This window comes from Caulobacter sp. UC70_42, assembly GCF_044056025.1.
Taxonomy (GTDB): domain Bacteria; phylum Pseudomonadota; class Alphaproteobacteria; order Caulobacterales; family Caulobacteraceae; genus Caulobacter.
In genome coordinates, this window is record NZ_CP171994.1 from 5,118,318 (window position 1) to 5,142,229 (window position 23,912).

23 protein-coding genes, 1 tRNA gene and 3 pseudogenes are annotated in these 23,912 nt (G+C 67.7%); 11 read left to right on the top strand and 16 right to left on the bottom strand.

The window, feature by feature from the left end; all coding sequences use genetic code 11:
* Positions 1-705: 705 nt before the first annotated feature.
* The 3 genes from ACHMW8_RS25750 to ACHMW8_RS25760 form a co-directional block, all read right to left on the bottom strand.
* Positions 706-1,110, bottom strand: a complete 405-nt coding sequence (locus tag ACHMW8_RS25750) for a DUF805 domain-containing protein (protein ID WP_125158607.1) — start codon at positions 1,108-1,110, stop codon at positions 706-708.
* 73 nt (positions 1,111-1,183) lie between these two features.
* On the bottom strand, positions 1,184-1,669 hold the full coding sequence (locus ACHMW8_RS25755; RefSeq protein WP_395444216.1) for a DUF805 domain-containing protein: 486 nt from the start codon (positions 1,667-1,669) through the stop codon (positions 1,184-1,186).
* Between the two features lie 40 nt (positions 1,670-1,709).
* Positions 1,710-3,707 carry an acetyl-CoA carboxylase biotin carboxylase subunit gene (locus ACHMW8_RS25760; protein ID WP_395444217.1) on the bottom strand — a complete coding sequence of 666 codons (1,998 nt, stop codon included), beginning with the start codon at positions 3,705-3,707 and terminating at the stop codon, positions 1,710-1,712.
* Positions 3,708-3,728: 21 nt separating this feature from the next.
* Here ACHMW8_RS25760 and ACHMW8_RS25765 point away from each other — a divergent pair.
* Positions 3,729-7,677, top strand: a pseudogene (locus ACHMW8_RS25765) (LamG-like jellyroll fold domain-containing protein).
* Positions 7,674-8,168 (top strand): heme-binding protein, encoded by a 495-nt coding sequence (locus tag ACHMW8_RS25770; RefSeq protein WP_125158611.1) that lies wholly within the window; start codon positions 7,674-7,676, stop codon positions 8,166-8,168. Before ACHMW8_RS25765 ends, ACHMW8_RS25770 begins: the two are co-directional and overlap by 4 nt.
* Here ACHMW8_RS25770 and ACHMW8_RS25775 read toward each other — a convergent pair.
* Positions 8,161-8,739 (bottom strand): type 1 glutamine amidotransferase family protein, encoded by a 579-nt coding sequence (locus ACHMW8_RS25775; protein ID WP_395444218.1) that lies wholly within the window; start codon positions 8,737-8,739, stop codon positions 8,161-8,163. The genes ACHMW8_RS25770 and ACHMW8_RS25775 overlap by 8 nt on opposite strands.
* A 55-nt stretch (positions 8,740-8,794) precedes the next feature.
* Between ACHMW8_RS25775 and msrB the strand changes: the two genes are divergently transcribed.
* Together msrB and ACHMW8_RS25785 are read left to right on the top strand one after the other, a co-directional pair.
* Positions 8,795-9,277, top strand: coding sequence for a peptide-methionine (R)-S-oxide reductase MsrB (gene msrB / locus ACHMW8_RS25780; protein WP_125158613.1), 483 nt, complete (start codon positions 8,795-8,797; stop codon positions 9,275-9,277).
* Positions 9,278-9,405: 128 nt separating this feature from the next.
* Positions 9,406-10,023, top strand: a complete 618-nt coding sequence (locus ACHMW8_RS25785) for an alpha/beta hydrolase (RefSeq protein WP_395444219.1) — start codon at positions 9,406-9,408, stop codon at positions 10,021-10,023.
* 20 nt (positions 10,024-10,043) lie between these two features.
* On the opposite strand, the gene ACHMW8_RS25790 is transcribed toward ACHMW8_RS25785, so the two are convergent.
* The 7 genes from ACHMW8_RS25790 to ACHMW8_RS25820 form a co-directional block, all read right to left on the bottom strand.
* Positions 10,044-10,128 (bottom strand) — tRNA-Leu (locus tag ACHMW8_RS25790).
* A gap of 95 nt (positions 10,129-10,223) precedes the next feature.
* On the bottom strand, positions 10,224-10,733 hold the full coding sequence (locus ACHMW8_RS25795) for a MarR family winged helix-turn-helix transcriptional regulator (RefSeq protein ID WP_395444220.1): 510 nt from the start codon (positions 10,731-10,733) through the stop codon (positions 10,224-10,226).
* A 233-nt stretch (positions 10,734-10,966) separates the two neighbouring features.
* A complete protein-coding gene (locus ACHMW8_RS25800; RefSeq protein WP_233586886.1) occupies positions 10,967-11,728 on the bottom strand; it encodes a hypothetical protein in 762 nt (253 codons plus the stop codon).
* Between the two features lie 89 nt (positions 11,729-11,817).
* Positions 11,818-12,060, bottom strand: a complete 243-nt coding sequence (locus ACHMW8_RS25805) for a hypothetical protein (protein ID WP_395446058.1) — start codon at positions 12,058-12,060, stop codon at positions 11,818-11,820.
* A gap of 46 nt (positions 12,061-12,106) precedes the next feature.
* On the bottom strand, positions 12,107-12,355 hold the full coding sequence (locus ACHMW8_RS25810; RefSeq protein ID WP_125158852.1) for a DUF3297 family protein: 249 nt from the start codon (positions 12,353-12,355) through the stop codon (positions 12,107-12,109).
* Positions 12,356-12,458: 103 nt separating this feature from the next.
* The gene (locus ACHMW8_RS25815; protein ID WP_395444221.1) at positions 12,459-12,926 is read right to left on the bottom strand and encodes a hypothetical protein; all 468 of its coding nucleotides are present in this window, start codon (positions 12,924-12,926) and stop codon (positions 12,459-12,461) included.
* 8 nt (positions 12,927-12,934) lie between these two features.
* Positions 12,935-13,720, bottom strand: coding sequence for a DUF4198 domain-containing protein (locus tag ACHMW8_RS25820; protein ID WP_125158618.1), 786 nt, complete (start codon positions 13,718-13,720; stop codon positions 12,935-12,937).
* A gap of 159 nt (positions 13,721-13,879) precedes the next feature.
* Here ACHMW8_RS25820 and ACHMW8_RS25825 point away from each other — a divergent pair, with 159 nt between their 5' ends.
* From ACHMW8_RS25825 to ACHMW8_RS25850, 6 genes are all read left to right on the top strand, one after another.
* Positions 13,880-16,090 (top strand): TonB-dependent hemoglobin/transferrin/lactoferrin family receptor, encoded by a 2,211-nt coding sequence (locus ACHMW8_RS25825; RefSeq protein WP_395444222.1) that lies wholly within the window; start codon positions 13,880-13,882, stop codon positions 16,088-16,090.
* A 143-nt stretch (positions 16,091-16,233) separates the two neighbouring features.
* Complete coding sequence (locus ACHMW8_RS25830) at positions 16,234-16,842, top strand: YqaA family protein (protein WP_395444223.1); 609 nt, start codon at positions 16,234-16,236, stop codon at positions 16,840-16,842.
* Positions 16,839-17,420 carry a disulfide bond formation protein B gene (locus tag ACHMW8_RS25835; RefSeq protein ID WP_395444224.1) on the top strand — a complete coding sequence of 194 codons (582 nt, stop codon included), beginning with the start codon at positions 16,839-16,841 and terminating at the stop codon, positions 17,418-17,420. Before ACHMW8_RS25830 ends, ACHMW8_RS25835 begins: the two co-directional genes overlap by 4 nt.
* A complete protein-coding gene (locus ACHMW8_RS25840; RefSeq protein ID WP_125158621.1) occupies positions 17,417-17,977 on the top strand; it encodes a demethoxyubiquinone hydroxylase family protein in 561 nt (186 codons plus the stop codon). Before ACHMW8_RS25835 ends, ACHMW8_RS25840 begins: the two co-directional genes overlap by 4 nt.
* 53 nt (positions 17,978-18,030) lie before the next feature.
* A complete protein-coding gene (locus ACHMW8_RS25845) occupies positions 18,031-19,809 on the top strand; it encodes a M1 family metallopeptidase (protein WP_395444225.1) in 1,779 nt (592 codons plus the stop codon).
* A gap of 81 nt (positions 19,810-19,890) precedes the next feature.
* Positions 19,891-20,391: a VanZ family protein gene (locus ACHMW8_RS25850; protein WP_125158623.1), complete on the top strand. Its 501-nt coding sequence runs from the start codon at positions 19,891-19,893 to the stop codon at positions 20,389-20,391.
* On the opposite strand, the gene ACHMW8_RS25855 is transcribed toward ACHMW8_RS25850, so the two are convergent.
* From ACHMW8_RS25855 to ACHMW8_RS25875, 5 genes and pseudogenes are all read right to left on the bottom strand, one after another.
* The gene (locus ACHMW8_RS25855) at positions 20,384-20,668 is read right to left on the bottom strand and encodes a hypothetical protein (RefSeq protein WP_125158624.1); all 285 of its coding nucleotides are present in this window, start codon (positions 20,666-20,668) and stop codon (positions 20,384-20,386) included. The genes ACHMW8_RS25850 and ACHMW8_RS25855 overlap by 8 nt on opposite strands.
* A 254-nt stretch (positions 20,669-20,922) precedes the next feature.
* Positions 20,923-21,487 (bottom strand): annotated as a pseudogene (locus ACHMW8_RS25860) (HNH endonuclease).
* Between the two features lie 174 nt (positions 21,488-21,661).
* Positions 21,662-22,303, bottom strand: coding sequence for a DNA-3-methyladenine glycosylase family protein (locus ACHMW8_RS25865; protein ID WP_395444226.1), 642 nt, complete (start codon positions 22,301-22,303; stop codon positions 21,662-21,664).
* A 52-nt stretch (positions 22,304-22,355) separates the two neighbouring features.
* Complete coding sequence (gene greA, locus ACHMW8_RS25870) at positions 22,356-22,838, bottom strand: transcription elongation factor GreA (protein ID WP_395444227.1); 483 nt, start codon at positions 22,836-22,838, stop codon at positions 22,356-22,358.
* Between the two features lie 171 nt (positions 22,839-23,009).
* On the bottom strand, positions 23,010-23,120 hold the full coding sequence (locus tag ACHMW8_RS25875; RefSeq protein ID WP_125158628.1) for a hypothetical protein: 111 nt from the start codon (positions 23,118-23,120) through the stop codon (positions 23,010-23,012).
* 160 nt (positions 23,121-23,280) lie between these two features.
* Here ACHMW8_RS25875 and ACHMW8_RS25880 point away from each other — a divergent pair.
* Positions 23,281-23,908, top strand: a pseudogene (locus ACHMW8_RS25880) (TetR/AcrR family transcriptional regulator).
* The last annotated feature ends 4 nt before the right edge of the window (positions 23,909-23,912 follow it).

The window sequence follows — 23,912 nt, forward strand, 5'->3', positions numbered from 1 at the left end:
GCGAACCCGGGGACCGTAGTGGTTTGTGTGTTTCGGCTCGCTGACCGCTCCGCCAGGCTGTTCTTGCCCGTGAGGTCGGGAGGCGTGAGCGTTGTCTGCTCGGGTCCCCGTTTACCCCCGGACGGGCGCGGACCAAGTCGATCGGCTACATCCGTCTCGACCCCGACGATCCACGATAGGCGGCTTGTACGATCACCGCCCTGTCGATCCGCTGATGGTTTGGCCCCGGAGACTGCCCGTTCGCCAGCCGATCCGCCTAAAGAGTACGGACGGGGCGACTTTCGAGCCTCCAGGAACCGCCAGCGGCCCCGCTCAACCTACCCCCGCCGCCGTCTTGGGCCGGATCCAAACGCCCTCCCCCGCGACGGGGATGGCTTTGATTATCGCGGCGGATTCAACGCGGATCATTCAGCGGCGCGAAAAATCGACAAGTCATTGATTTCGTGGGGTTCGGCGCCGCGAACACGGGGATACAGCGCCCTCAATCCCCTCTCTCTTAGAGAGGGAGGGGCCCTCGCCTCCGGCGTGGGAGGGTGAGAGGTTACACCCTCTCCGGACGAGGCGCTGACGAAACGCGCGGCGGAACGGTCCAGGCTTCCCCGGCCGACGGTGAAACCTCTCACCCTCCCACCGCCTACGGCGGCGGGCCCCCTCCCTCTCTCCATGAGAGAGGGTTTCGTGGGCGCCTTCGTGGGCGAGAGGAACCTAGATCGAGATCGTCTTCAGCGGGTTCGCCCCATAGCGGTTCGCGCCCTGCTCGCCGCCCATGACCCCCAGCTCGACGATCGCCCAGACGATCACCAGGCAGAACATGAAATCCAGGAAGTGCTCGGGCTGCGGCCAGACGGCGATCACCGCCACCAACACCAGCAGCGACCACCAGCCCGAGCGGCCGCGATCGTGCAGGCGCTTGGACAGCACGCAGGCGCCCGAGAACAGCAGGGCCGGATAGACCAGCCAGCCGGTCAGCCAGTGCAGGGTGTAGCCGGCGATGGCCTCATACAGCACCGCCACGCCGATCAGGACCCCGGCCGCGATCAGGAACGGCGTCCGCGCCAGCCTGCCGTTCGACGACAGGAACAGCTCCGCCCATTCGCTACGATCGCTCATGCCCGCCCTCTTCGAGTCGACCGCTCGCCGACCCGGACAATCTAGGGCTTAGGCCGCGAGGGAGAAAGAGCCCCTAGTCGAGAGCCAGGGTCGTATTCGTACTGGTCACCTTGGGCGACGGGCCATAGCGGTTGTCGCCCTTGGTCCCATTGATCAGCCCGTAGTCGATGAACATGTAGAGCATGAACGGCAGCAGCAGAACGCTCACCCCCGCGACCGCCAGCTGATTTCCGCCCTGGGTCAGGAGAGTCAGACCCACACCGGAGCCATAGAGCACGACGAGCATGACGCTGGTGAAGAGAGCCGACCGATTGCGGTCGTGCCCGCGCTTGATCGTGATCGCTGCGGCGGGCCAAAGGAATAGCAGATCGAGACCATGACGCACCAAAGGCAGCCGTGAAGCCTCGGTCAGCCCCATGCCGAGCACGCCGCAGATCACGAGCAGGACCACAAGGCGTACGATCGTCAGACCGATGCTGGCGATCCAGTACTCCGACCGTCGGAAACGGCCGTCGAACCCAAACAGGCCATCAAGCAGGAACTGATTCTTCTTCGCCATAAGGCGAAGCTATCAACTCCACCTGAGGTCGCAAGTCGCCTTACGCGAACTCCACCAGGACCTCATCGGCGGCGACGGGATCGCCGGCCTTGGCGTTGACGGCCTTGACGGTTCCGTCGCGCTCGGCGCGGATGATGTTCTGCATCTTCATGGCCTCGAGCACGCAGACGACCTCGCCCTCGCGGACCTGCTGGCCGGCGGCGACGTCCATCGAGACCACGAGCCCCGGCATCGGCGACAGCACCAGCCTGGAGGTGTCGGCGGCCTGCTTCTCGGGCAGCTTGTCGTGCAGTTCGGCGTTGCGCGGGGTCAGGACCAGCACCCGGGCCTTGGCGGCGCGGTGGCGGATGGTGAAGCCCTCGGCGGCCGGCGAGACCTGGACCGTGAAGGCCTTGCCGCCCAGGGCGGCCTTGAACACCGGCTTGCCCGGACGCCAGTCGATGTCGGTCAGGGTCAGGGCGCGGCCCTCGTCGAGCAGGTCGACGGTGACGTCGCCGTTCTCGCCGGCCACCTTCGCCCGGCGCTTGGCGGGACCGACGGCCACGACCCACTCGGCGCGCGGCGGACCGGCCAGGCCCGAGGCGTCGGACCGGGCCCGGGCGGCGTGGACCCGCTGCATGGCCGCGCCGACGGCGGTCAGGATGTCGATCTGCTCAGACGTCGGCTCGGTCCCGGCGAAGCCGTCGGCGAACTCGTCCTTGATGTAGTTGGTCGAGATCTTGCCGGACCGGAACCGGGCCTGGTCCATCACCGCGGCCAGGAACGGGATGTTCTGGGAGAGGCCCTCGATGTGGAAGTCCTCCAGCGCCCGGCCCATGCCGTCGATCGCCGCCAGGCGGGTCGGGGCCCAGGCGCACAGCTTGGAGATCATCGGGTCGTAGTACATCGAGATCTCGTCGCCCTCGCGCACGCCCGCGTCGTTACGGATGGTGTAGCCGTCCTTCTCGCCTTCCGCCGGCGGGGCGTAGCGGACCAGCCGCCCGATGCTGGGCAGGAACTTGCGGTAGGGGTCCTCGGCGTAGATGCGGCTCTCGATGGCCCAGCCGTTGATCGAGAGGTCCTTCTGCTCGAAGGCCATCTTCTGGCCGGCCGCGCTGAGGATCATCTGCTCGACCAAGTCGAGGCCCGTGATCAGCTCGGTGACCGGATGCTCGACCTGCAGGCGGGTGTTCATCTCCAGGAAGAAGAAGCTCTTGTCCTGGCCGGCGACGAACTCGACCGTGCCGGCCGAGTCATAGTTCACCGCCTTGGCCAGGGCCACGGCCTGGGCGCCCATGGCCGCGCGGGTGGCCTCGTCCAGCAGCGGCGACGGCGCTTCCTCGATGACCTTCTGGTTGCGGCGCTGGATCGAGCACTCGCGCTCGAACAGGTGGACGACGTTGCCGTGCTTGTCGCCCAGCACCTGGATCTCGATGTGGCGCGGGCTCTCGATGAACTTCTCGATGAAGATCCGGTCGTCGCCGAAGCTGGCCTTGGCCTCGGCGCGCACGGCCGGGAAGCCTTCCTCGACGTCCTGGCGGCTCCAGGCCACCCGAATGCCCTTGCCGCCGCCGCCGGCCGAGGCCTTGATCATCACCGGATAGCCGATCTGCTCGGAGATCGTCACCGCCTCGGCCGTGTCGGCGATCTCGCCGATGTGTCCCGGCACGCACGACACGCCCGCAGCCTGGGCGAACTTCTTGCTCTCGATCTTGTCGCCCATGGCCTGGATGGCGCCGGGATTGGGACCGATGAACATGATCCCCTCGTCGGCGCAGCGCTGGGCGAAGCTGGCGTTCTCCGACAGGAAGCCAAAACCCGGGTGCACCGCCTGCGCGCCCGTCTGCTGGCAGGCGGCGATGATCTTGTCGGCGACGAGATAGCTCTGATTGGCCGGCGAGGGCCCGATATGCACCGTCTCGTCGGCCATCTCGACGGCCAGCGACCCCGCGTCGGCGTCCGAATAGACCACCACCGTCGCGATCCCCAGCCGACGGCACGTCTTGATCACCCGAACCGCGATCTCGCCCCGGTTGGCGATCAGTATCTTCGAAAACATCGCAACTTCCGCCCAAAGATCTTGTGCCTTGCGGCACGGCCTATCAGTCCCCGTCGGGTTTGCAAGCTTGCCCTTGGGGCGCTAAACCAGCCCCCAGGCATGACACCGGTTTCCATTAGTGCGGCGACCGCGATGAAACGCCACCGGGAGGAGACCAAAGATGAAGGCGATTTTCCTGGGATCGGCGTGTGCGCTGATCCTCGCCAACGCCGCCGCGGCCCAAAGCGCGCCCTTGGCGGCCGAGCCGGCGCTGCTGTTCAAGGTCTCGGGCGACAAGGGTCTGGTCGCCGACGTCGCCGCCGGTGACCCCGTCCCCAACTTCGCCGACAAGGTCACGCCGATCGCCGATGGCAAGGCGGGCAAGGGCTTCCACGCCGAGGACGACGGCGTCGTCTCGTGGAACGCGCCCGGCAACATCCAGGCCCAGCGCGGGACCCTCTCGTTCTTCTGGCGCTCGGGCTATCCGGTCGGGGTCGCGCCGTTCGTGATCTTCCGCGTGGGCTATGCCGACCATTCCAGCTGGGACATGGCGTTCCTGCGCATCGACTGGAACGGCCACGGCTTCGACGCCTTCGTCACCGACAACGGCCTCTCGCGCACCCGCGTGTCGTTCAAGCTCGACAGGAACCCGGCCGCGGACGCCTGGACGCATCTGGCCTTCACCTGGGACGAGACGAGCGGCGTGCAGCTGTTCGTCGACGGCAAGCTGGCCGCCAAGACCGAGGCCAAGGCCGTCTATGACTCGGGCCTCGATCAGTTCGGCGTCGCCGGCCGCGTGATCGCCCCGCATCAGGTGCAGAGCCGCTATAACTTCACGCGCGGCGGCGACCTGGACGAGCTGCGCGTCTACGACCGCCCGCTGGCGGCCGACGCCATCGCCGCCCTGGCCCGCAACGAGACCCCGGCGACGACCGCGCCGATCGCCACGCTCGAAAACCCCGCCGTCCATGCCGCCTGGAAGCAGCGCTACGGCTGGACCAAGACCCTGCCGCCGCTCCTGACCGACGCCCAGACCACGATCCGCAAGGTCGAGTTCAAGGACGCCAAGGACATCAAGGAATGGATGTGGAAGGCCACCGACGGCATTCCCGAAACCACCTGGCCCGGCGTCTACAACCGCTCTCGCCTGCCCGGCCGTGACGACTATTTCCAGCTGCCGGACTGGAACGTCTATGTCGACGGCGGCAAGGCCCTGACCCTGACCCTGCCCGACGAGCCGGTGAACCGCATCGAGATCCAGGGGCCGGCCTATGGCGACCTCAGCTGGTCGCCCCTTGGGACCGCCAAGGCCGGTGACAAGGGCGCCAGCGTCGGCTCGCGGGCCAAGGACCAGCAGCGTACGGTCAACACCCTGGCCAAGCCGCTGACCGGCGGCGTCCTGACCTTCACCAACGTCGCCCAGGAAACCCCGATCCAGGAGATCTGGGCCTACAACGTCACCGCCGGCGCGGAGCCGAAGGACGCGTTCAAGATGAGCTACGTGGTCCGCGCCGACGTCGCGCCGGACTATCTGAACCTGGCCGCCCTCAACGCCTATATCACCGGCCGCCACCCGGCCGGCGAGCGCGCCACGGTGGTGGCCCTGCCGGAGGGCGCGCCCAGCCGCAAGCGGCCCGCCGGCGACCTCGCGGGCTCGCCAGCCCTTGGGGGCCTGCCCATCGTCCACGTGCTGATCCCGTCGGGCTTCGGCGATGCGCCGGCGGCTCAAGCCTTGGCCCGCAACTGGGCCTATGGCTGGGAGAACGCCCGCGACGGCCTGGACGGCGTGGCCATCGACATTCCTTCTCTGCCTGGCGCCGCTGGCGCCATCATCCCGCTGAACATCCAGGTCAAGGACCCGATCTGGCCGGGCCGCAACATGATCGATGTCAGCGTCTCGGTGAAGGCCGACGAGCCCCGCACCGTCTGGCTGGACCTGCGCGACCGCATACTGACCTCCGACAGCCTGTACCTGACCCTCGCCGCCGACAGCGCCGAGTTCGGGCCCAAGGCCCTGGACGGAGCCAGGATCCGGCTTGTCCTCAAGGACCGCGACAAGGCCAAGGCCGAGCACGTCACCGACCGCCTGAACCAGGTGAAGGACAACTGGGCCTTCCTGGTCGAGGAGCACACCACCTCCAAGCGCCAGGGCCTCTATCGGCGCCTCTATGCCGATATCTCGGACCTGCTGAAGGTCGACCCCGACAACCAGATCGGCCGGGAATACTGGGGCGACATCACCTATGGCAGCCAGGGCTGGCCAGCGTTCGAGCAGCCCAAGCCGACGGACGGAACGCCGCTGTGGGCCTTCCGCCAGTTGGAAGACCTCAAGCTGGTCTCCAGCTTCGTCAACTGGTGGATCGATGAGCGCCAGGCCGACTTCGGCGACTTCGGCGGCGGCCTGTCCGACGACACCGACCTCCTGCAGCAGTGGCCGGGCCTGGCCCTGATGGGCGTCCAGCCGGACAAGATCACCCACTCGCTGAACCGCCTGACCGACGCGGTCTACAAGAACGGCATGTTCACCGATGGCCTCTCGACCATCGCGACCGACGAACTGCACGCCTATGAGGAGGGCATCAACAGCAACTCCGAGGCGATGTACGTCAACTACGGCGACCCGCTGACCGTCGAGCGCCTGTTCACCACGGTCAAGGCCCTGCCCCGCGTCGTGGACAGGAACCCGGCCGGCCACGTCCACTTCAACACCAACTGGTACAGCGGCAAGATCGCGTATCGCGAAGGCCCGTGGGAGTGGCAGAAGCCCTATTCGTTCGGCATCACCCACCCCTCGATCCTGATCAGCGACTTCAACGGCGATCCGACCGCGCGCAACACGATCATCGGCCTGGCCGACGGCTATCTGGCCCACGTGGCCAAGGACGGCTCGTATCCCAACGAGATCAACTGGCGCAGCGACGCCGAGCGCGGCGGCACGGTGCTGCAGGGATCGGGCGCGGACGGTCCGTTCCAGGTGTTCTGGCAGGCCTGGCGCCTGACCGGCGACAGGAAGTACCTGGCCCCGATCAGCTGGCGGATCGGCAAGGCCGGCGTCAAGGCGCTGGGAAGCATCAACGAGAACGCCCTGACCGAGATGGGCCTGAGCGCCGCCCACAGGGACCAGATCATCGCCGCCGCCAAGAAGGGCGGCGCGTTCGAGCGTTACAGCGCCTGGAACCTGACCGGCGACAAGACCTACCTGGAGAGCCTCTACGCCGACGAGATCCAGTGGAACGCCCAGCACATGTACATGCACACGGAAGGCCACTGGTGGTCCGACCGCGTGGAGCTGCCGTCCGACATCCTGCAGCGCACGCGCCTGGGCGGAATCGCCAACAAGCGCACGCAGATGACGCCGGGCCACACCGTCTCGTGGCGCTTCGACGGCGTAGACGGCGCTGAGGTGGCGGTGCTGGTCAATGACGCGACCAAGACCGGCTTCAAGGTCATCGCCTACAACACCACCGACAAGCCGGTGACGGCGACCATGACCGGCTGGAACATCGCGCCCGGCCAGTGGAGCCTCCGCCAGGGTCTCGACGCCGACGGCGATGACGCGATCGACGGCTCGGGCGAAACCCGCTCGCTGGCCTTCGAGCGCAGCCTGGGGACCAAGGTCACGCTGGCTCCGCGCCAGACCACGGTCATCGACATGAAGCTTGTGACGGCCGGCGACGATCCGGCCAGGCGCGCCGACCTCGGCGTCGGTCGCGGCGACGTCGTGGTGAAGGGTTCGACCATCTCCGCCACGGTCCACAGCCTCGGCGCCCAGGACGCTCAGGCGGCCAGGCTGGAGCTGGTCGACGCGGCCGGCAAGGTGCTGGCGAGCGCCCCGACGCCGGCCCTGAAGGCGCCGCTGGACCTGCTGCCCAAGACCGCTTCGGTGAAGCTGAAGATCCCGGCCGGGGTGAAGGCCCAGGGCCTGTGGGTCCGCATCGTCACCGCCCAACCCCAGAACACCGCCCTGAACGACGAGGTCGTGCTGCCATGACGAAGACCATCGCCCTGATCGCCGCCGGTCTCTGCCTGGCCGGCGCGCCCGCCCTGGCCCAGACGGCGGCTACGCCCCCCGCGCCGAACCCGGCCTATTCCAGCCGCGTGATCACCCTGGCCGAGGCCAAGACCGTGGTCGCCGCCGCCGAGGCCGAGGCCCGCAAGAACGGCTGGACCATGGTCATCACGGTGGTGGAGTCGAACGGTCAGCCGGTCCTCACCGAAAAGATGGACGGCGCGCAGTACGGCTCGGGCGAGGTCGCCCACAAGAAGGCCGCGACCGCCGCCAACTTCCGCCGCCCCTCGTCCTATTTCCAGGACGCCGTGAAGGCCGGGACGCTGAACGCGATCTTCACCGGCGCCATGGCGCTGGAGGGCGGCGAGCTGCTGATGGTCGACGGCAAGATCGTCGGCGCCATCGGCGTTTCGGGCGGCGCGACCGCCCAGGACGGCGTTGTGGCGCGGGCGGGGGTTGCGGCGCTCAGGTAGCGGCGAATTCCCGCGCGAACATCGCCTCGTAGCCGGCGATCGCGTCTTCGGCCTCCGGTGCGATCAAGCGCGCGACGGCGGCGGCGAAGGTCACCGGGGCCAGGCCCGAGGCGCTGACCACCTTGCCGTCGCTGACGGCCCTGGGCGTGTCGACATAGTGCTCGGCGCCCGGATAGTCGGTCACCGTCTTGGTCAGCCAGTCCTGTCCGTTCGAGGTGTGCTTGCGCCCCTCGAACAGGCCGGCATGGGCCAGGGCCGTGGTTCCGGCGCAGATGCCGGCCACCACCTTGCCGTCGGCGAAGGCCTGGCGCAGCAGGCCGCTGACCGCCTTGTTCTCGCCCTCGGCCCACGAGTCGCTGCCGATCAGGATGAAGACGTCGGCGTCGTTCAGCACCGGATCATCGAAGCGGTAGTCGGCCGCGGCCAGCACGCCGCCGATCGAGGTCTCAGGCTCGCCGTCCGGCGTGGCGATCTCGATCTGGACCTTCAGCTCGCGGCGCAGCAGGGCCAGCACGCTCCCGGCTTCCCAATCGGCCCAGCCGGGCTGCAAAAAGGCGACGGCGACGGTCATTGAGTGCCTCCTAGGGTCCTACCGGACGAACGCGCGAACACTTACATTGGCTGTCATGACAGACACAGCCGCCCTTTCAACCGCCGGATTCGACCTGACGCCGCCGACCGAGGCCGAGCGCGAACGCCTGGAGGCCGACCTGACGGCCGAAGAGGCCCGAGTCCTTCTGCATCACGGCACCGAGGCCCCGTTCTGCGGCGGCCTGCTGGGCGAGAAGAGCCCCGGCGTCTACGCCTGCCGCCTGTGCGGCCTGCCGCTGTTCAAGCACGAGACCAAGTTCGAGAGCGGCACGGGCTGGCCCAGCTTCTACGCCCCGTTCGCCGAGGATCACGTGCTGGGCGTCCGCGACGACTCGTACGGCATGGTCCGCATCGAGACCCGCTGCGCCCGCTGCGACAGCCACCAGGGCCACGTCTTCCCCGACGGCCCCGCCCCCACGCGCCTGCGCTACTGCATCAACTCGGTCTCGCTGCAGTTCGTGAAGTCGGGCGATCCCCTGCCCGACCCGCTGCATCGCGGCGACAAGATCGCGGCCTAAGCCGTCGACCAAAGAGCTGGGGCGAAATCACGGTCTCGCCCCAGCTTTTCTCAATTCCTATCGAATGGATATGAATTGTCTCCCGGCGGCGGACTCGGGCATCTGCGTCGGGTAGCCAGAGCACGCCCATGAGCCCAACGCCCGCCCTCTTCGAAGCGCCCCGCCGCGACCGCGCCAACTACGAACCAGAATGGCCGCCGATCCTGATCGTGCCGGGCCTCTACAATTCCGGCCCCGACCATTGGCAGAGCCATTGGGAGCGCGAGCTGCCCAACGCCCAACGGGTCGAGCAGCAGGATTGGGAGCGCCCCCTGCTGGGCGACTGGACCATCAGCCTGGCCGAAGCCATCCGCCAGAACCCCGGCGCGATCCTGGTCGCCCACAGCCTGGGCTGCGCCCTGGTCTGCCACCTGGCCCAAGTGACCGGCGGACGCGGCGTCGGCGGGGCCATGCTGGTCGCGCCGGCCGACGTCAATCGCGAGGGCCCGGCCGGCCGCCTGCTCGTCGGCTTCTCGCCGATCCCCCGCCAGCGCCTGCCCTTCCCCAGCCTGGTCGTGGCCAGCCGCAACGACCCCTATGTCGAACTCGAGCGGGCGGAAGCGTTCGCGCGGAGTTGGGGGTCTGAGTTCGTCGACCTGGGTCGGGCGGGACACATCAATGTGGATTCGGGGCACGGGGCGTGGATGAAAGGCCGCACGCTGCTGCGGGGGTTGGTGCAGCGGGTGGCGGCCGCTCAGCGGCTATAGTCCACTATGAAGGAAAGAGTTGGTGCGGGCGGTCGGGGTCGAACCGACACTCCTTTCGGAACCGGATTTTGAGTCCGGCGCGTCTACCAGTTTCACCACGCCCGCAGGCTTCGCGTCTCCGCGAAGGGTGGTCTTCCTAACAGGCGTCGCCGGCGATTTCCAGTCTTCAGAGCGCGGTTTAGCGACGGCCTTCGAAACCCCTATGGCGGGCTGATCGTCTCGCCGCCGGTCAGCTGGATGGCGGCCGTCTCGAGGTGATCCAGCAGGCGCTTGAACATCGCCACCTCACTGGGGGCCAGGCCGGCCAGCAGAGTCGCCTCATAGGCCAGGGCCAGCGGGGCGATCTCGGCGAACAGGCGACGTCCGGCAGCGGTGAGTTCCAGGGTGTGCGAGCGGCGGTCCGAGCGGACCGTCGTGCGGGCCACCAGCCGCCGGACGACCAGTTCCTGGGCGGCGCGGCTGACCCGGACCTTGTCCATCGCCGTGCGCGTGACGGCCGTATGCGGGGTCAGCGCCCCCTCGGCCAGCACCGACATCAGCCGCCACTGTGGGATGGTCAGGCCGAAGCGGTCCTCATAGGCGCGGGCGATCAGGCGACTGACCGCCGCCGACGCCGTAGCCAGCCGATAGGGAACATAGTCGATGAGGCTGACACCTGCCTCGGGCGCGTCGGGCGCGCCAGACGTGATCGGAGAGACCGTCGCGGTCATACCCTTCCTTTCGTCCTCCCGGGCGTGACCGCCTTGGAAGGCGCGGCCTTCGCCAATTCATTGCGCGTTGGTCGGGCCATGGCGTTGGCCCACGCGTCGTCTTGGTGTGAGCGTCCCCTGCCCGCGCCTCAACGACGGGGCGAGTTCGCTCGAAGAAGACCCACATTCGCACGCCGCTTGGGCAGAGAATAGCCGTCTCGCCCACCTGAACGGCGTTCTTATGCCTCGGGACGTCAGTGATGGTCGGCGCCGTGCGGCTTTTCCTTGGGCATCGGCGGCAAGGTGGTCAGCGACTTCTGGCAGTCCTCCAGCTCGCGCAGGCAGTTGGGACGGTTCCAGAAGTCGGCGAACTCGGCCACGGCCAGACGCAGCAGCTGCTTGAATTCCTTGGAGTCCGGGCCCTTGGGGCCCCCGTGGTCCTCGTGCTTGGCCTCCGGCTTGCACGACGCCAGCAGCACGGTCTGGGAGCCGACGATCGTCACGTTGCGACTCAGCACCTCGACACCGCCGCCGCGGCACTTGTCGTCGCACTTGTGCTTGTCGTGGCCGTGCTCGGCGCAGACCTTGTCGTCGCCATGCTTGTCGTCCTTGCCGTGCGCAGCGCCGGGGTGGCCGTCCTTGGCGGCTTCCTTCGGCTTCTCCTCGGGCGGCTTGCCGTCGATGGCGTCGGACAGGTGCTGGAACGCCTTGGCGCAGGGACCGCCGAACGTCAGCAGCGGCCCGATCAGGCGGTCGACCTCGGCGAGTAGCTCGTGGGCCTTCTTTTCCAGTTCGCCGGAGTGGGCGCTGCTGGCGGCCACGCACTTGGCCTTGATAGCCTCGTGGATCTTCTTGGGAACGTCGCTGGTCTTTTCGCCCTTTTCGCCGCGCCCCGTCAGGCGGCCGGCGAAAAAGGCCAGGGCCGCGATGGCGATGCCCGCGAGAATCAGCAGGAAGACCAGGGTCGGGTCGAAGACCGGCACCGGCTGCTCGACCGGAAATTCAGACTGGTACACGGCGATCCCCCTTGGCCCCATACGCCACGCGTCGAATAGCGCGGCTTATGGTTAACGCAGACAGCGTTATCTATGCACGGCCAAGGTGCTCAGGACGGGGCGGAAATGATGCTGGAGACGCGCGCGCCCGCGTCGTAGCGCGACGGACCGCCAAACACGGTCACCTCGCAGAGGATGTCGCCGCCCTCGGCCGAGGACCAGATATAGCTGCGCTCGACCTCGACATAGCGGCCGGCGGGCGAAATCCCCTCGAAGCTGTCGCCCCAGGGCACGATCCCGCGCAGGTCTCGCCAGCGCAGGGTCACGGCGCGCGAAAGCTCGTCGCGCGCCATGGCCTCCAGGTCGGGATCACCCACCGGACTGCTCACCGTAGGGGCCTCAGCCTTCGGCGGTGTCGCGGAAATAGGCCTCGACCTCGCCCTGCAGCTTCAGGGTCATCGGGTTGCCCTTGCGGTCCACGGTCTTGCCGGCGGCGACCCGCACCCACTTCTCGCTGATGCAGTATTCCTCGACATTGGTCTTCTCGACGCCCTTGAAGCGGATGCCGATGCCGCGCTCCAGCAGGTCGGCGTCGTAGTACGGGCTGTCCGGGTTCACGGAGAGGCGGTCGGGAGGCGTGTCGCTCATGGTCTTCTGGCTTTCGGTCGGGGCAGCGCGGCCCATGTCTTGGCCGGCGGTGATAGCCACGAAACGCCGAAAATCCAAATACGGCGACGCGCCGCCCGTCCTTTTAGGCCTGCGGGTCTTCCTTCACCGGGTCGGCGGACGACACCGTCCCGTCGTTGTTGGTGTCGTGCGTCACGAACATCCGCCAGCCGGAATAGTCGAACTCGGCGCGGGTGATGGCGCCGCTCTTGTCGCTGTCGAGCACGTCGAAGCGGACGTCGGCCTGGCGCATCTGGCGCTCGCGCTCCTCTTCCTTCTTCTCGGCCGTGCGGCTGTCAGTGGCGAGCCGCTTCTCGAGGCGCGCCTTGAACTCGCCGACATATTCGGCCCTCGACAGCACGCCGTTCCGGTCGGCGTCGGTGGCGGCGAACTGCAAGGCGCGGGTGGCGGCGTACTCGTCCTTGGTGACGACGCCGTCGCCGTTCTGGTCCTGCTCCTTGATGAAGGTGTCGCGGGCGTGCGAGGCGGCGTGGGCCGCCCCGGCGGCCAGCGAGACGGCGGCGATGGCGGCGAGAATCGTGCGGGTCTTCATGGGATGTCCTAGCGGAGGGATTCGAAGGTCAGGGCGTAGGTGAAGCTCTGGCCGGGCTGGCCAGCGGCGGCCGGAGCGATGCGGTAGCGGGTCTGGGCCTGGTAGATCCCCGACCTGTCGACCTTGAGGACGAAGCGCCCCTTGGCGTCGCTGGTCACGGTCCTGGGCGCGCTCTTGGTGTCGGCGTAACGGTCGTCGGCGCCCTGGACGGTGATCGGCTGGCCCGCCAGCGGCTTGCCGTCGAACAGCACCTCGAACACGGCGTCCTGGCCGGTGACGATCTTGCTGGGATGGGTGATGGCGTGGAATTCCAGGCCCTTGCCGATCGGGGCCAGGGCCGCGTCGCTCGGCGCGCCGCGCGTGACATAGACGTCCGCCATGGTCAGGCTCTGCATGTCGATGGCGTCGGCCGGGGCCTTGTCGCCCTCGAAGAACTGCCACTCGCCCTTGACCAGGGCGGCCTTGGCGACGCGACCGCCCCGCAGGCCGGTGGTGATGCGATAGGTGCCCGGCTTCTCGGTGACGGCTTCGACCAGCGCCAGTTCGCGCGTGTAGACCGGAGTCAGGGCGACACGGACCCCGTCGGGGCCGATCACGGCGTAGGCGTCGGACTTCATCACCACCTCGGGCGTGAAGAAGCTCTCGGTGAAGGCGCCTTGCACGGTGACGATCTTGCGGTCCGACGCGTCGAACACGGTCGGCAGCAGATAGGGCGAATGGGCCTGGGCGGCTGAGCCGGCCAGACCGAGCAAGAGCGCGCCGCCCAGCAGGCCAACGCGGAGAGAACGGATCATCGGGAACACCCCAGCCGCCGCTCCAGTCGCGGCGAGGCTTGGGATATTGCGATTAGTTCTGAGAATCAATTGCAAATAGCTTGACCGGTCTGGCGGGCCGTTTTACCCCGTCGCCACCAAGTTGCGAACAAGTCGCAAAAACCATCGAAGGGGATATCGATGTCTCGCCTCAAGCTGGCCGCCCTCGCGGCCGCCTCCTCCGCCGCGCTCATGGCCGTCGCCGCGCCCTCCTCTCAAGCCTGGGCCGCCGACAACACCGCCGACGCGGTCGAGGTCGACAAGGTCACGGTCACCGCCACGCGCTCGGAAAAGTCGGTCGACAAGGTCCCGGCGACGGTGAGCGTCATCTCGTCGGACGAGATCGAGGACGGCCTGGTCAAGGACATCAAGGACCTGGTCCGCGACGAGCCGGGCGTATCGGTCCGCAGCGCCCCCGCTCGCTTCACCGCCGCTGGCTCCTCGACGGGCCGCGACGGCAACGCCGGCTTCAACATCCGCGGCCTGGAGGGCAACCGCGTGCTGATCGTCGTCGACGGCGTGCGCGTGCCGGACGGCTTCGCCTTCGGCGCCCAGTCGACCGGCCGTGGCGACTATGTCGACCTCGACATCCTGAAGTCGGTCGAGATCGTGCGCGGCCCAGCCTCGGCCCTCTATGGCGCCGATGGCCTGGCCGGCTCGGTCAACTTCATCACCAAGGATCCGTCCGACATCCTGAAGGACGGCAAGACCTTCGCCGGCCGCGCCCGCGTCGGCTACGCCTCCGCCGACGAGAGCTGGACCGAGAGCCTGCTGCTGGCCGGCAAGTCGGACCGCTGGGAAGCCCTGGCGGCCTACACCCGCCGCGACGGCAAGGGCCAGAAGACGGCCGGGACCAACGACTCGGCCAATACCGACCGCACCACCGCCAATCCCGAGGACAATCAGTCCAATTCGTTCCTGGGCAAGCTGATCTACAGCCCCGACGACAGGAACCGTTTCCGCCTGACGGTCGACCATCTGGATCGCGACGTCGACTGGACCGTTCTGTCGGCCATCGCCAAGCCGCCGCTGGCCTCCACCAGCGTCCTCGGCCTGACCGCCTTCGACAAGATCAAGCGCAATCGCGTCAGCGCCGACCACCGCTTCGATGGCGGCGAAGGCCTGATCAAAACCGCCCGCTCGACCGTCTACTGGCAGAAGAGCACGACCCGCCAGTTCTCGGCCGAGGATCGCAACACCGCCGCCGACCGCACCCGCGACGCCACCTTCAACAACCGCGTCCTGGGCGCCAGCGTCGAACTGCACAGCGTGTTCGACACCGGCGCGCTGAAGCACGAGATCGTCTGGGGCGGCGACGCCTCGATCACCCGCCAGCAAGGCACGCGCGACGGCACGGTCCCGCCGGTCGGCGAGACTTTCCCCGGCAAGGCCTTCCCGACCACCGACTTCACCCTGGCCGGCCTCTATTTGCAGGACGAGATCGCCGCGGGCCCCGTGACGATCTATCCGGCCATCCGCTTCGACTACTACAAGCTGGACCCGAAAGCCGACCCGCTGTTCACCACCGCCGCGTCGGGCCAACACGACTCGCACATCTCGCCGAAGCTCGGCCTGGTGTGGGAGGCCAGCGACGTGGTCACCGTGTTCGCCAACGCCGCGGCCGGCTTCAAGGCCCCTGCCCCGATCCAGATCAACACCGGCTTCGCCAACCTGGTCTCGAACTACAAGTCGATCTCGAACCCCGACCTGAAGCCCGAGACCAGCAAGACGATCGAGGGCGGCGTCCGATTCCACCAGGGCGGCTTCCGCGCGGCCGCGACCGCGTTCACCGGCAAGTACGACGACTTCATCGAGCAGGTGCAGGTCGGCGGGAACTTCACCGCCGCCAATCCCGCCGTCTACCAGTACATCAACCTGTCCGACGCCAAGATCAGCGGCGCAGAGGCCAAGGCCTCGTTCGACTTCGGCAACGGCTTCACGGTCCGCGCCGCGGCCTCCTACGCCAAGGGCTCGTCCAAGACCGACGGCGTCCGCGCGCCCCTGGTCTCGATCGACCCGGTCAAGCTGACCGGCGGCCTCGCCTATCGCGCGCCGACGGGCCGTTTCGGCGGCGACCTCAGCGTCGTCCACGCCGACCGCAAGTCGGCCAGCCGCGCGGGCGTGACCTGCACTGGCGGCTGCTTCCTGCCGCCGTCGTTCACCGTCGCCGACGCCACCGCCTGGGTGGCCGTGACCGACACAGTGACCGTGCGCGCCGGCGTCTTCAACCTGACCGACGAGAAGTACTGGTGGTGGAGCGATGCGCGCGGCCTGGCCGACAGCTCGACGGTCAAGGACGGCTACAGCCAGCCCGGCCGCAACTACAGCGTCTCCCTGGCGCTGAAGTTCTAAACCCGCCGCGATCCTCGCCGGCGAACGCCCCGATCCGGCCGGATCGGGGCGTTTTGCGCTTAAGGGCCATGGGCGCGCCAAAAGCGCTTACACTTTGCGCGCTCACGCTTTACCACCGGCCAGGTCACGATATCGGAGTCCGCATGCTGCGTCGCCTCTACGACTGGGTCATGGGCCTGGCCGCTTCCCGCCACGCTCCGGTGAGCCTGTTCGCCGTCTCGTTCGCTGAAAGCTCGTTCTTCCCGATACCGCCGGACGTGATGCTGGCTCCGATGGTGCTGGCCAAGCCGGAGAAGGCCTGGCGCTACGCCCTGATCTGCACGATCGCCTCGGTGCTGGGCGGCGCCCTGGGCTGGGCGATCGGCTATTTCCTGCGCGATTTTGGCCTCTGGATAATGGCCGCGACCGGTCATACGGGCGGGCTCGAACAGTTCCAGTGCTGGTATGGCAAATACGGCGTCTGGGTGATCCTGGCCAAGGGCCTGACCCCGATCCCCTACAAGCTGGTGACCATCGCCTCTGGCCTGGCCGCGTTCAGCTTCCCGATCTTCCTGGTCGCCTCGGCCGTGACGCGGGGCGCGCGCTTTTTCATGGTCGCCTTCATCGTCAAGAAGTTCGGCCCCACCCTGCTGCCGATCGTCGAGCGCCGTCTGGCCCTGTTCGCCGGAATTTTGATCGCCCTCCTTGTCATCGGCCTGACCGCCAGCCACTTCATCGGCGGAGGCGGACATGCTGGAGCTTGTGGCGCGTGACGAACGACGATCCGAACACTGAACGCCCGGCTGGCGGCGAGACGCCGGCCCCGACCTTCATCGGCGTCGTCTATGACCTCGTGACCCGCCACTGGCCGCTGGTCGCGTTCCTGTCCAGCGCGCTGATGCTGGCTATCGCTCATGGCTTCGAGACCTTCGGTCACCTCGCGCCCTGTCACCTCTGCCTGAAAGCCCGCGAGGTCTATTGGGTCGCGGGGACCGTGGGCCTGATCGGCGCCGTCCTGCAGCGCACGCCGCTGTGGCCCCGCCTGCGCCAGCCGGCGAACCTGCTGCTGGGCGTTATCTTCCTCTATGGAACCGGCCTCGCGATCTTCCACGCCGGCGTCGAATGGAAGTGGTGGCCGGGTCCGACCACCTGCACCGGCAGCGGCGCGGCCAGCGCGGCCAACCTCTCGGCCATGCTGGACGGCTCGCTGAAGATCGAGGCGCCGATGTGCGACAAGGCCGCCTGGGTGTTCCTGGGCCTGTCGATGGCCGGCTGGAACGCCTTGGTCTCGCTGAAGCTGACCGTCTGGTCGGTGCTGGCCGGCGTGCGCAAAACGGAGACGCTGTCATGACCCGTCCGATCCCCGCTCGCCCCGGTCAAGGCGCCCTGAGTTCGCGCCTCGCCGAGATCCTGCGCGTCGACCAGGCCGGCGAGCTGGCGGCGGTGCACATCTATCGCGGCCAGGCGGCCGTCATGCGCGCCGCCCCCGGCCGTGAACGCATCGCCGGCCAGCTGGAGGAGATGGAGGGCCACGAACAGGTCCACCTCAGCCGCTTCAACGAACTGCTGACCGAACGCAACGTCCGCCCGACCCTGATGTCGCCGGTCTGGCGCGCGGCCGCCTTCGCCCTCGGCGCGGGCACCGCCCTGCTGGGCGACAAGGCCGCCCACGCCTGCACCGAGGCGGTCGAGACCGTGATCGAGAAGCACTATGCCGGCCAGATCGAGGAGCTGAAGGACCGCGACCCGGCCCTCGCCGCCGAGCTGACCCAATTCCGCGACGACGAGCTTGGCCACCGCGATATCGCCATCGAGGAAGGCGCGCACGAGGCCGTCGCCTATCCGCTGCTGACCGCCGTGATCCAGGCCGGCTGCCGCGCCGCCATCAAGATCAGCGAGAAGATCTAGACCCTCGGCTTGGCGCCCGCCTCGCGCGCGCCTACCGATGCTCCCACAAGACCTTGCGTTGGGGAGTCGTCTACTTGTCGTTCCGTATCTTCGCCGCCTGCGCGGCGTCGCTTCTGGCCCTATCGACGGCGACGTCTTGGGCCGCCGAACCCCTGAAGACCAGCGAACTCAGCCTTCAGACCGGGGGCCCGATGCCCGCCGAACAGCAGGCGCTGGGCTTCGAGCACGCCGACCTCAAGTTCAAGATCCTGCCCGACAAGAAGGCGATCGAGGGCGAGGCGACCCTGACCTTCACGGCCAAGGCGCCTCTGGACAAGCTGGTCCTCGATTTCGACCGCGTCTTCACGATCCGCAAGCTGACCATCGACGGCAAGGCGCTGAAGCCTGCGGCCTGGACCAACCCCGAAGGCCGGATGACCATTACCCTGCCCCACGAGGTGGCCAAGGGGCGGTCGGTCACCGCCGTGATCACCTATGACGGCGTCCCGCTGGAAGCCAAGCGTGCGCCGTGGGACGGCGGCTTCGTCTGGAGCAAGGCCCCGACCGGCGAGCCCTGGATCGCCACCGCCGTCCAGGGCGACGGCTGCGACATCTTCTGGCCCTGCATCGACTATCCGACCGGCGAGCCCAAGCTGGTGGACCTGCACATCACCGTCCCCGCCCCGCTGGTCGCTCCAGCCAACGGCGTCTTCAAGGGCATGACCGAGAAGGACGGCTGGCGGACCTACAACTGGCGCGCAAAGAACCCGAATACCTACGCCATCGCCCTGGACGTCGGCCCCTACGAGGAACTGACAGCGTCCTACAAGAGCCGCTTCGGCGACAGCTTCCCGATGTCGTTCTGGTATCTGAAAGGCAGCGCCGACAAGGCCAAGAGCCTGTTCGCCGAGTTCGCGCCGATGCTGGACTTCTACGAGCAGATGATCGGCCCCTACCCCTTCCGCGACGAGAAGATGGGCGTGGTCGAGACCCCGCACCTGGGCATGGAGCACCAGACGATCAACGCCTACGGCAACAAGTACAAGAAGGAGGTCTACGGCTTCGACTGGCTGCTGCAGCACGAGTTCGCGCACGAGTGGTTCGGCAACCAGCTAACCAACAGCGACAACGACGACATGTGGCTGCACGAGGGCTACGGAACTTACATGCAGCCGCTGATGTCACAATGGCTGCACGGCGACATGGAGTACATGGCGCGCCTGAACCAGATGCGGGTCGACACCAAGAACAGGTTCCCGATCGTGTCCGGCAAGCCGCTCAGGGAAGACGAGGTCTATAACGGCGAGCGCGGGCCCGGGAACGACATCTACTATAAGGCCGCCAATGTCCTGCACACGCTGCGGGCCCTGATCGGCGACGAGGCCTTCTTCAAGATCACCCGCATCGCCGTCTACGGCCGCGACGACCCGAAGTCCGGCAATTTCACCCCCCGCTATCTGGGCACCCGGGACTATATCAAGATCGTCAACCAGGTGACCGGCAAGGACTACGGCTGGTTCTTCGACGTCTATCTCTACGAGGCCGCGCCGCCGGAACTGGTCGAGACCCGCGAGGGCGCTGACCTGATGCTGACGTGGAAGGCGCCCAACGGCAAACCCTTCCCCATGCCGGTCGACGTCAAGGTCGGCGACCGGCTCGTCACCCTTCCGATGGCCGACGGCAAGGGCCGGCTCAGCGTCGGCGACACCGTGCCGGTGATCGTGGACCCGGGCTCGAAGGTCCTGCGCCGGCAGCCCTATCTGGAAGCCTATCAGGTGTGGAAGAAGGCCCAGGACGACGCCGCCAAGGCCGAGGCCGAAGCCAAGAAGAAGGCGGAAGCCGGGAACAAGTAAGCCTCCGCTAACCCTGTCCGTTCACCGGATGGCGCGACCTTCGCTGCTAGGACCCTGTCGTCCTTCCGGAGGTCGCGTCCCATGTTCAAGCCCGTGCACTTCGTCGCCGCCGCGCGCTTTACGCTGCTGGCCGGCGCCCTGTCCGTGGTGGTGCTGACCCTCGGCCCGTTCCAGGGCGCGGAAGGTCACTTGGGTCTGACCGACAAGGAGGCCCACGCGATCGCGTTCGGCGGCCTGCTGGCCGTGTCCTTCCTGGCGTTTCCGCGGATGCGCCGCAACGACCTGATGATCGCGGCCCTGGTGCTGGGCGCGGCCATCGAAGTGGCCCAGGTCATCGCCCATCGCGACGGCAATATCGCCGACTGGCTGGCCGACGCCGCCGGCATCCTGACGATCTACGGCGCCAGCATGATCGAGACGGTCCGCAAGATGGCTCGCGAACAGGGCCATCTGACGTTCGCGCAGATCGCCGCGCAGGACCGCCGTCGCGGCCGCCGCCGTCGCGCCACGGCGTTCGAGCCGGTCGAGACGGCCGCGTCCAGCTTCGCCGAACGCGCCGCCCGCCGGTTTCCGGTCAGGTAATGCGCTTGACGCTGACCGGGTCGCTGCCCGGGAAGCTCTCTTCCAGGCCCTCGTCCAGCAGGGCTTCCTGACGGCTCTCGGACTTGGCGACCTTGTCGGCGAGCTGATCGTGCTTCTCATTGTCGGCCAGAGGACGCTTGGCCTCGCGCGCATGCGGCGCGTCGATATGTCGGTCTTCCGGACGGACCTTGCCCTCCGAGGCCGCGTCGGCCGTGGATGCGGCGGAGCCGTGCGTGAAGTGGCGCTGGTCGCTGTCGGTGTTGGGTTGTCGGCTCATGGCGTAATCTCCCGTGGCTTTTCGCCTCGGATATAAAAACCCGCCGGTCCAGGTTCGGGTTGCATGGGCCGCCCCTCGCGACACGTGCCCGTCTCGCGCCCGAAATTTTTCAGCGAGCTTTGGAACCTTGGCCTTGCGCCCCGCATTTGAGGTTCAGCTTCGGCGGTCTATCCCCTTCCGCTCACAGCCACGGCCCGGGACAGCTATCCCCTTCGTGCACAGCCCGGGCCGTTTTGCTGTCCGAAGCCAGAGGCCTAAGCCTCCAGCTCGATGTCCCAGTAACAGATAGTCCAGCCAGCTGACGTGCAACCGCCCCGGCGGGAACCGACGTCCCCGCTCCTGCAACTCGTGCATCGAAGGTCGGCGGGCGTTGTGGAAGGGCTGCATGCCCGCTTCGCGCGGCGTGCGGCCGCCCTTGCTGAGGTTGCAGGGCGCGCAGGCGGTGACGATGTTCTCCCAGGTGGTCCGGCCGCCGCGCGAGCGGGGAATCACGTGGTCGAAGGTCAGATCCTCCGGCGAACCGCAGTACTGGCAGCTGAAGCTATCCCGCAGGAACAGGTTAAAGCGGGTGAAGGCCGGCGGCCGCTCTTGCGGGACATACTGCTTCAGCGCCACGACGCTGGGCAGCCGCATCTCGAACGACGGCGAATGGACGACCTGATCGTAGCTGGCCACGACGTCGACGCGATCCAGGAAAACCGCCTTGATGACCTCCTGCCATGGCCAGACGGACAGCGGATAGTAGCTGAGCGGCCTGAAATCGGCGTTGAGCACGAGGGCCGGCATGCCCGAGGGCGGGCGCGTGAGGACCTGCATCAGATCCCCCCTTCGAGGCGAACGTGAGAGCGTTCAGCGCCTCGGCTGATGTGGTACGCGACAGGACTGAAGACGGGCCTCCTTCCTACGCTATTCAGGGAATCGCCATTCATTCCCGAACGCATGGAAAGGATGGGCCATGTCAGCGACAGAACCAAGACATCTCGCCGACCGAAGCTAGAAAGGCGCGATCTCGCGACGTTTCACGGCGCCATAGCAGGCCCAGAGCAGATGGGCGGCGACGCCGCGATAGGGCCGCCAGAGCTCGGCGCGGGCATAGGCCTGCTTCTCGGTCGGCCGGACCTCGGACCGGTCGGCCCAGCGCATGGCCTCCTGCAGGGCGATGTCCCCGCCCGGGAACATGTCCAGCCGCCCCTGGGTGAACATCAGATAGACCTCCGCGGTCCAGCGGCCGATGCCGGTGATCGCCGTCAGCGCCGCGATCGCCTCCTCGTCGGACAGGCCCGGCAGGGCGTCGAAATCGCAGGTCCCGGCCAGGTGGGCGTGGGCGATGGCGCGGACGTAGCGGGCCTTGGGCCGCGAAAGGCCCAGCGACAGCAGATAGGCGTCCTCGTGGCCCATCACCGCGTCGGGCGTCATGTCGGGCAGGCCCGCCTCGACCCGCGCCCAGATGGCGGCGGCCGAGGCCAGCGAGACCTGCTGCTGCACGACCATCTTCAGCAGGCCTGGAAAGCCGCCCGTACTCACGCGCCATTCGAAGGATGGCGTGACGGCCTCGATCGCGGCGAGCGCCGGGTCGACGGACGCCAGATGCCTGCGGGCTTCAAGAAGGGCGTCGGCGGTGGGAGGAACGAACATCCTCCTCAAGGGACCCCGCCCCGGGGCCGCTGACAATCCGGAACTTGCTGGACTATCCGATGCGGGTGATCTCGACCTCGCCGCCTGGCGCCGGGGAGACGTCGCCGACGCCCTTGCCCAGCAGGGCGCGGGCGATCGGCGCAACATAGGACACTGAGCCCTTGGCCGGGTCGGCCTCGTCCTCGCCGACAATGCGGAAGGTCTGCACGCGCCCGTCCTCGCGCTCGAAGGTCACGCGGTCGCCGAACTGCACGGCGGTCTTGTCCGGGTCCCGTTCCATCAACTGGGCGGTGGCGCGGCGCGCGGACCAGTAGCGCAGGTCGCGGGTGGCGCGCGCCATGGCCGTGCGATCGCCATCGGCCGCCCCGCCGGCGCTCTGGGCCGCGCTATAGGCCGCGCGCGCCGACGCCAGCTCGGCCTCGATCTGGGCCAGGCCTTCGGGCGTGACGAGATTGGGATGGGTTGAGATCGGGCGATCGGGCAGGTCGGCCGCGAAGGCCTCGCTGTCGCCTTCCTTGGTGAAGGCGACGCTCATCGGACGATATCTTGGATCATGGAGAAAGCCTGCGACGCGCACGGATGAAAACGGCGTCGGAAGGCCTAACGCGCCGGACTCTGGTTAGCTCCGCGACAGCAAAGCTTCAAGCCGAACGCGGCGGCGGGCGCTCAGGGGCGGACCCGCCGACAGCGAACAATCAGTCTTGAGTTAGAGAACCACGCCCGCGACGGCGGCGGCGACGCCCAGGGCGATGACGAGGAAATAGCCGGCGGCCAGACGGTCGAAGGCGTTTTCGAAGGCGGTAAGCGTGCGATGCATGAGAAGTCCCTCTTTTCGTGTCCCGCCCCCGATGGGCCCTGGCCGGACTCCGCCGAACCAATCTGGACGATGCTTAGATAGCACCGATCTAAACGACGTCAAGATAATCTGTACAGTGTTTGGATGAAAATTTAGAAAGGCGCTGTTACAGTGAGGACCGATGAGCACCGCGACCGCCGAATCCCGTCCGTATCACCATGGCGACCTCAGCCGCGCCCTGGTCGACGCCGCCCGCAAGATCCTTGAGACCGAGGGTCCGGCGGCCCTGTCGCTGCGGGCCGTGGCGCGCGAGGCCGGGGTGAGCCCCGCCGCGCCCTATCATCACTTCAAGGACAAGGCCGAGCTCTTGGAAGCCGTCGCCCATGAGGGCTGGCACGAGCTTGATCTGGCGCTGTCGGCGGCCCGCGCCTCGAACCGACGACGCCCGCGCGCGGATCAGCAATCTGGGCGTGGCCTATGTCTGCTTCGCCCGCGACAACCCGGCGCTCTATCGCGTGATGTACGACCGCTCGCGCGACAAGGACGCCCTGCCCGACCAGCTGAAGGACGACGGCGCCTATTGCCAGGTCCGTGACACCATCAACGAGAACAGCGGCGGCCACGTCAGCGACATCGACCTGGAGCTGGCGACCATCGCCGCCTGGTGCGCCGGCCACGGCCTGGCCGAGATGATCGGCTTCAAGCAGTTCGCTCCGCTGAAGGCGCAGCTGGGCGGCGAGGAAGCCTTCCTGCGCGCCGTGTTCGAGCACCTGGGCATGTTCGCGAAGTTCACCGCCCCTCGGGACTGAGATC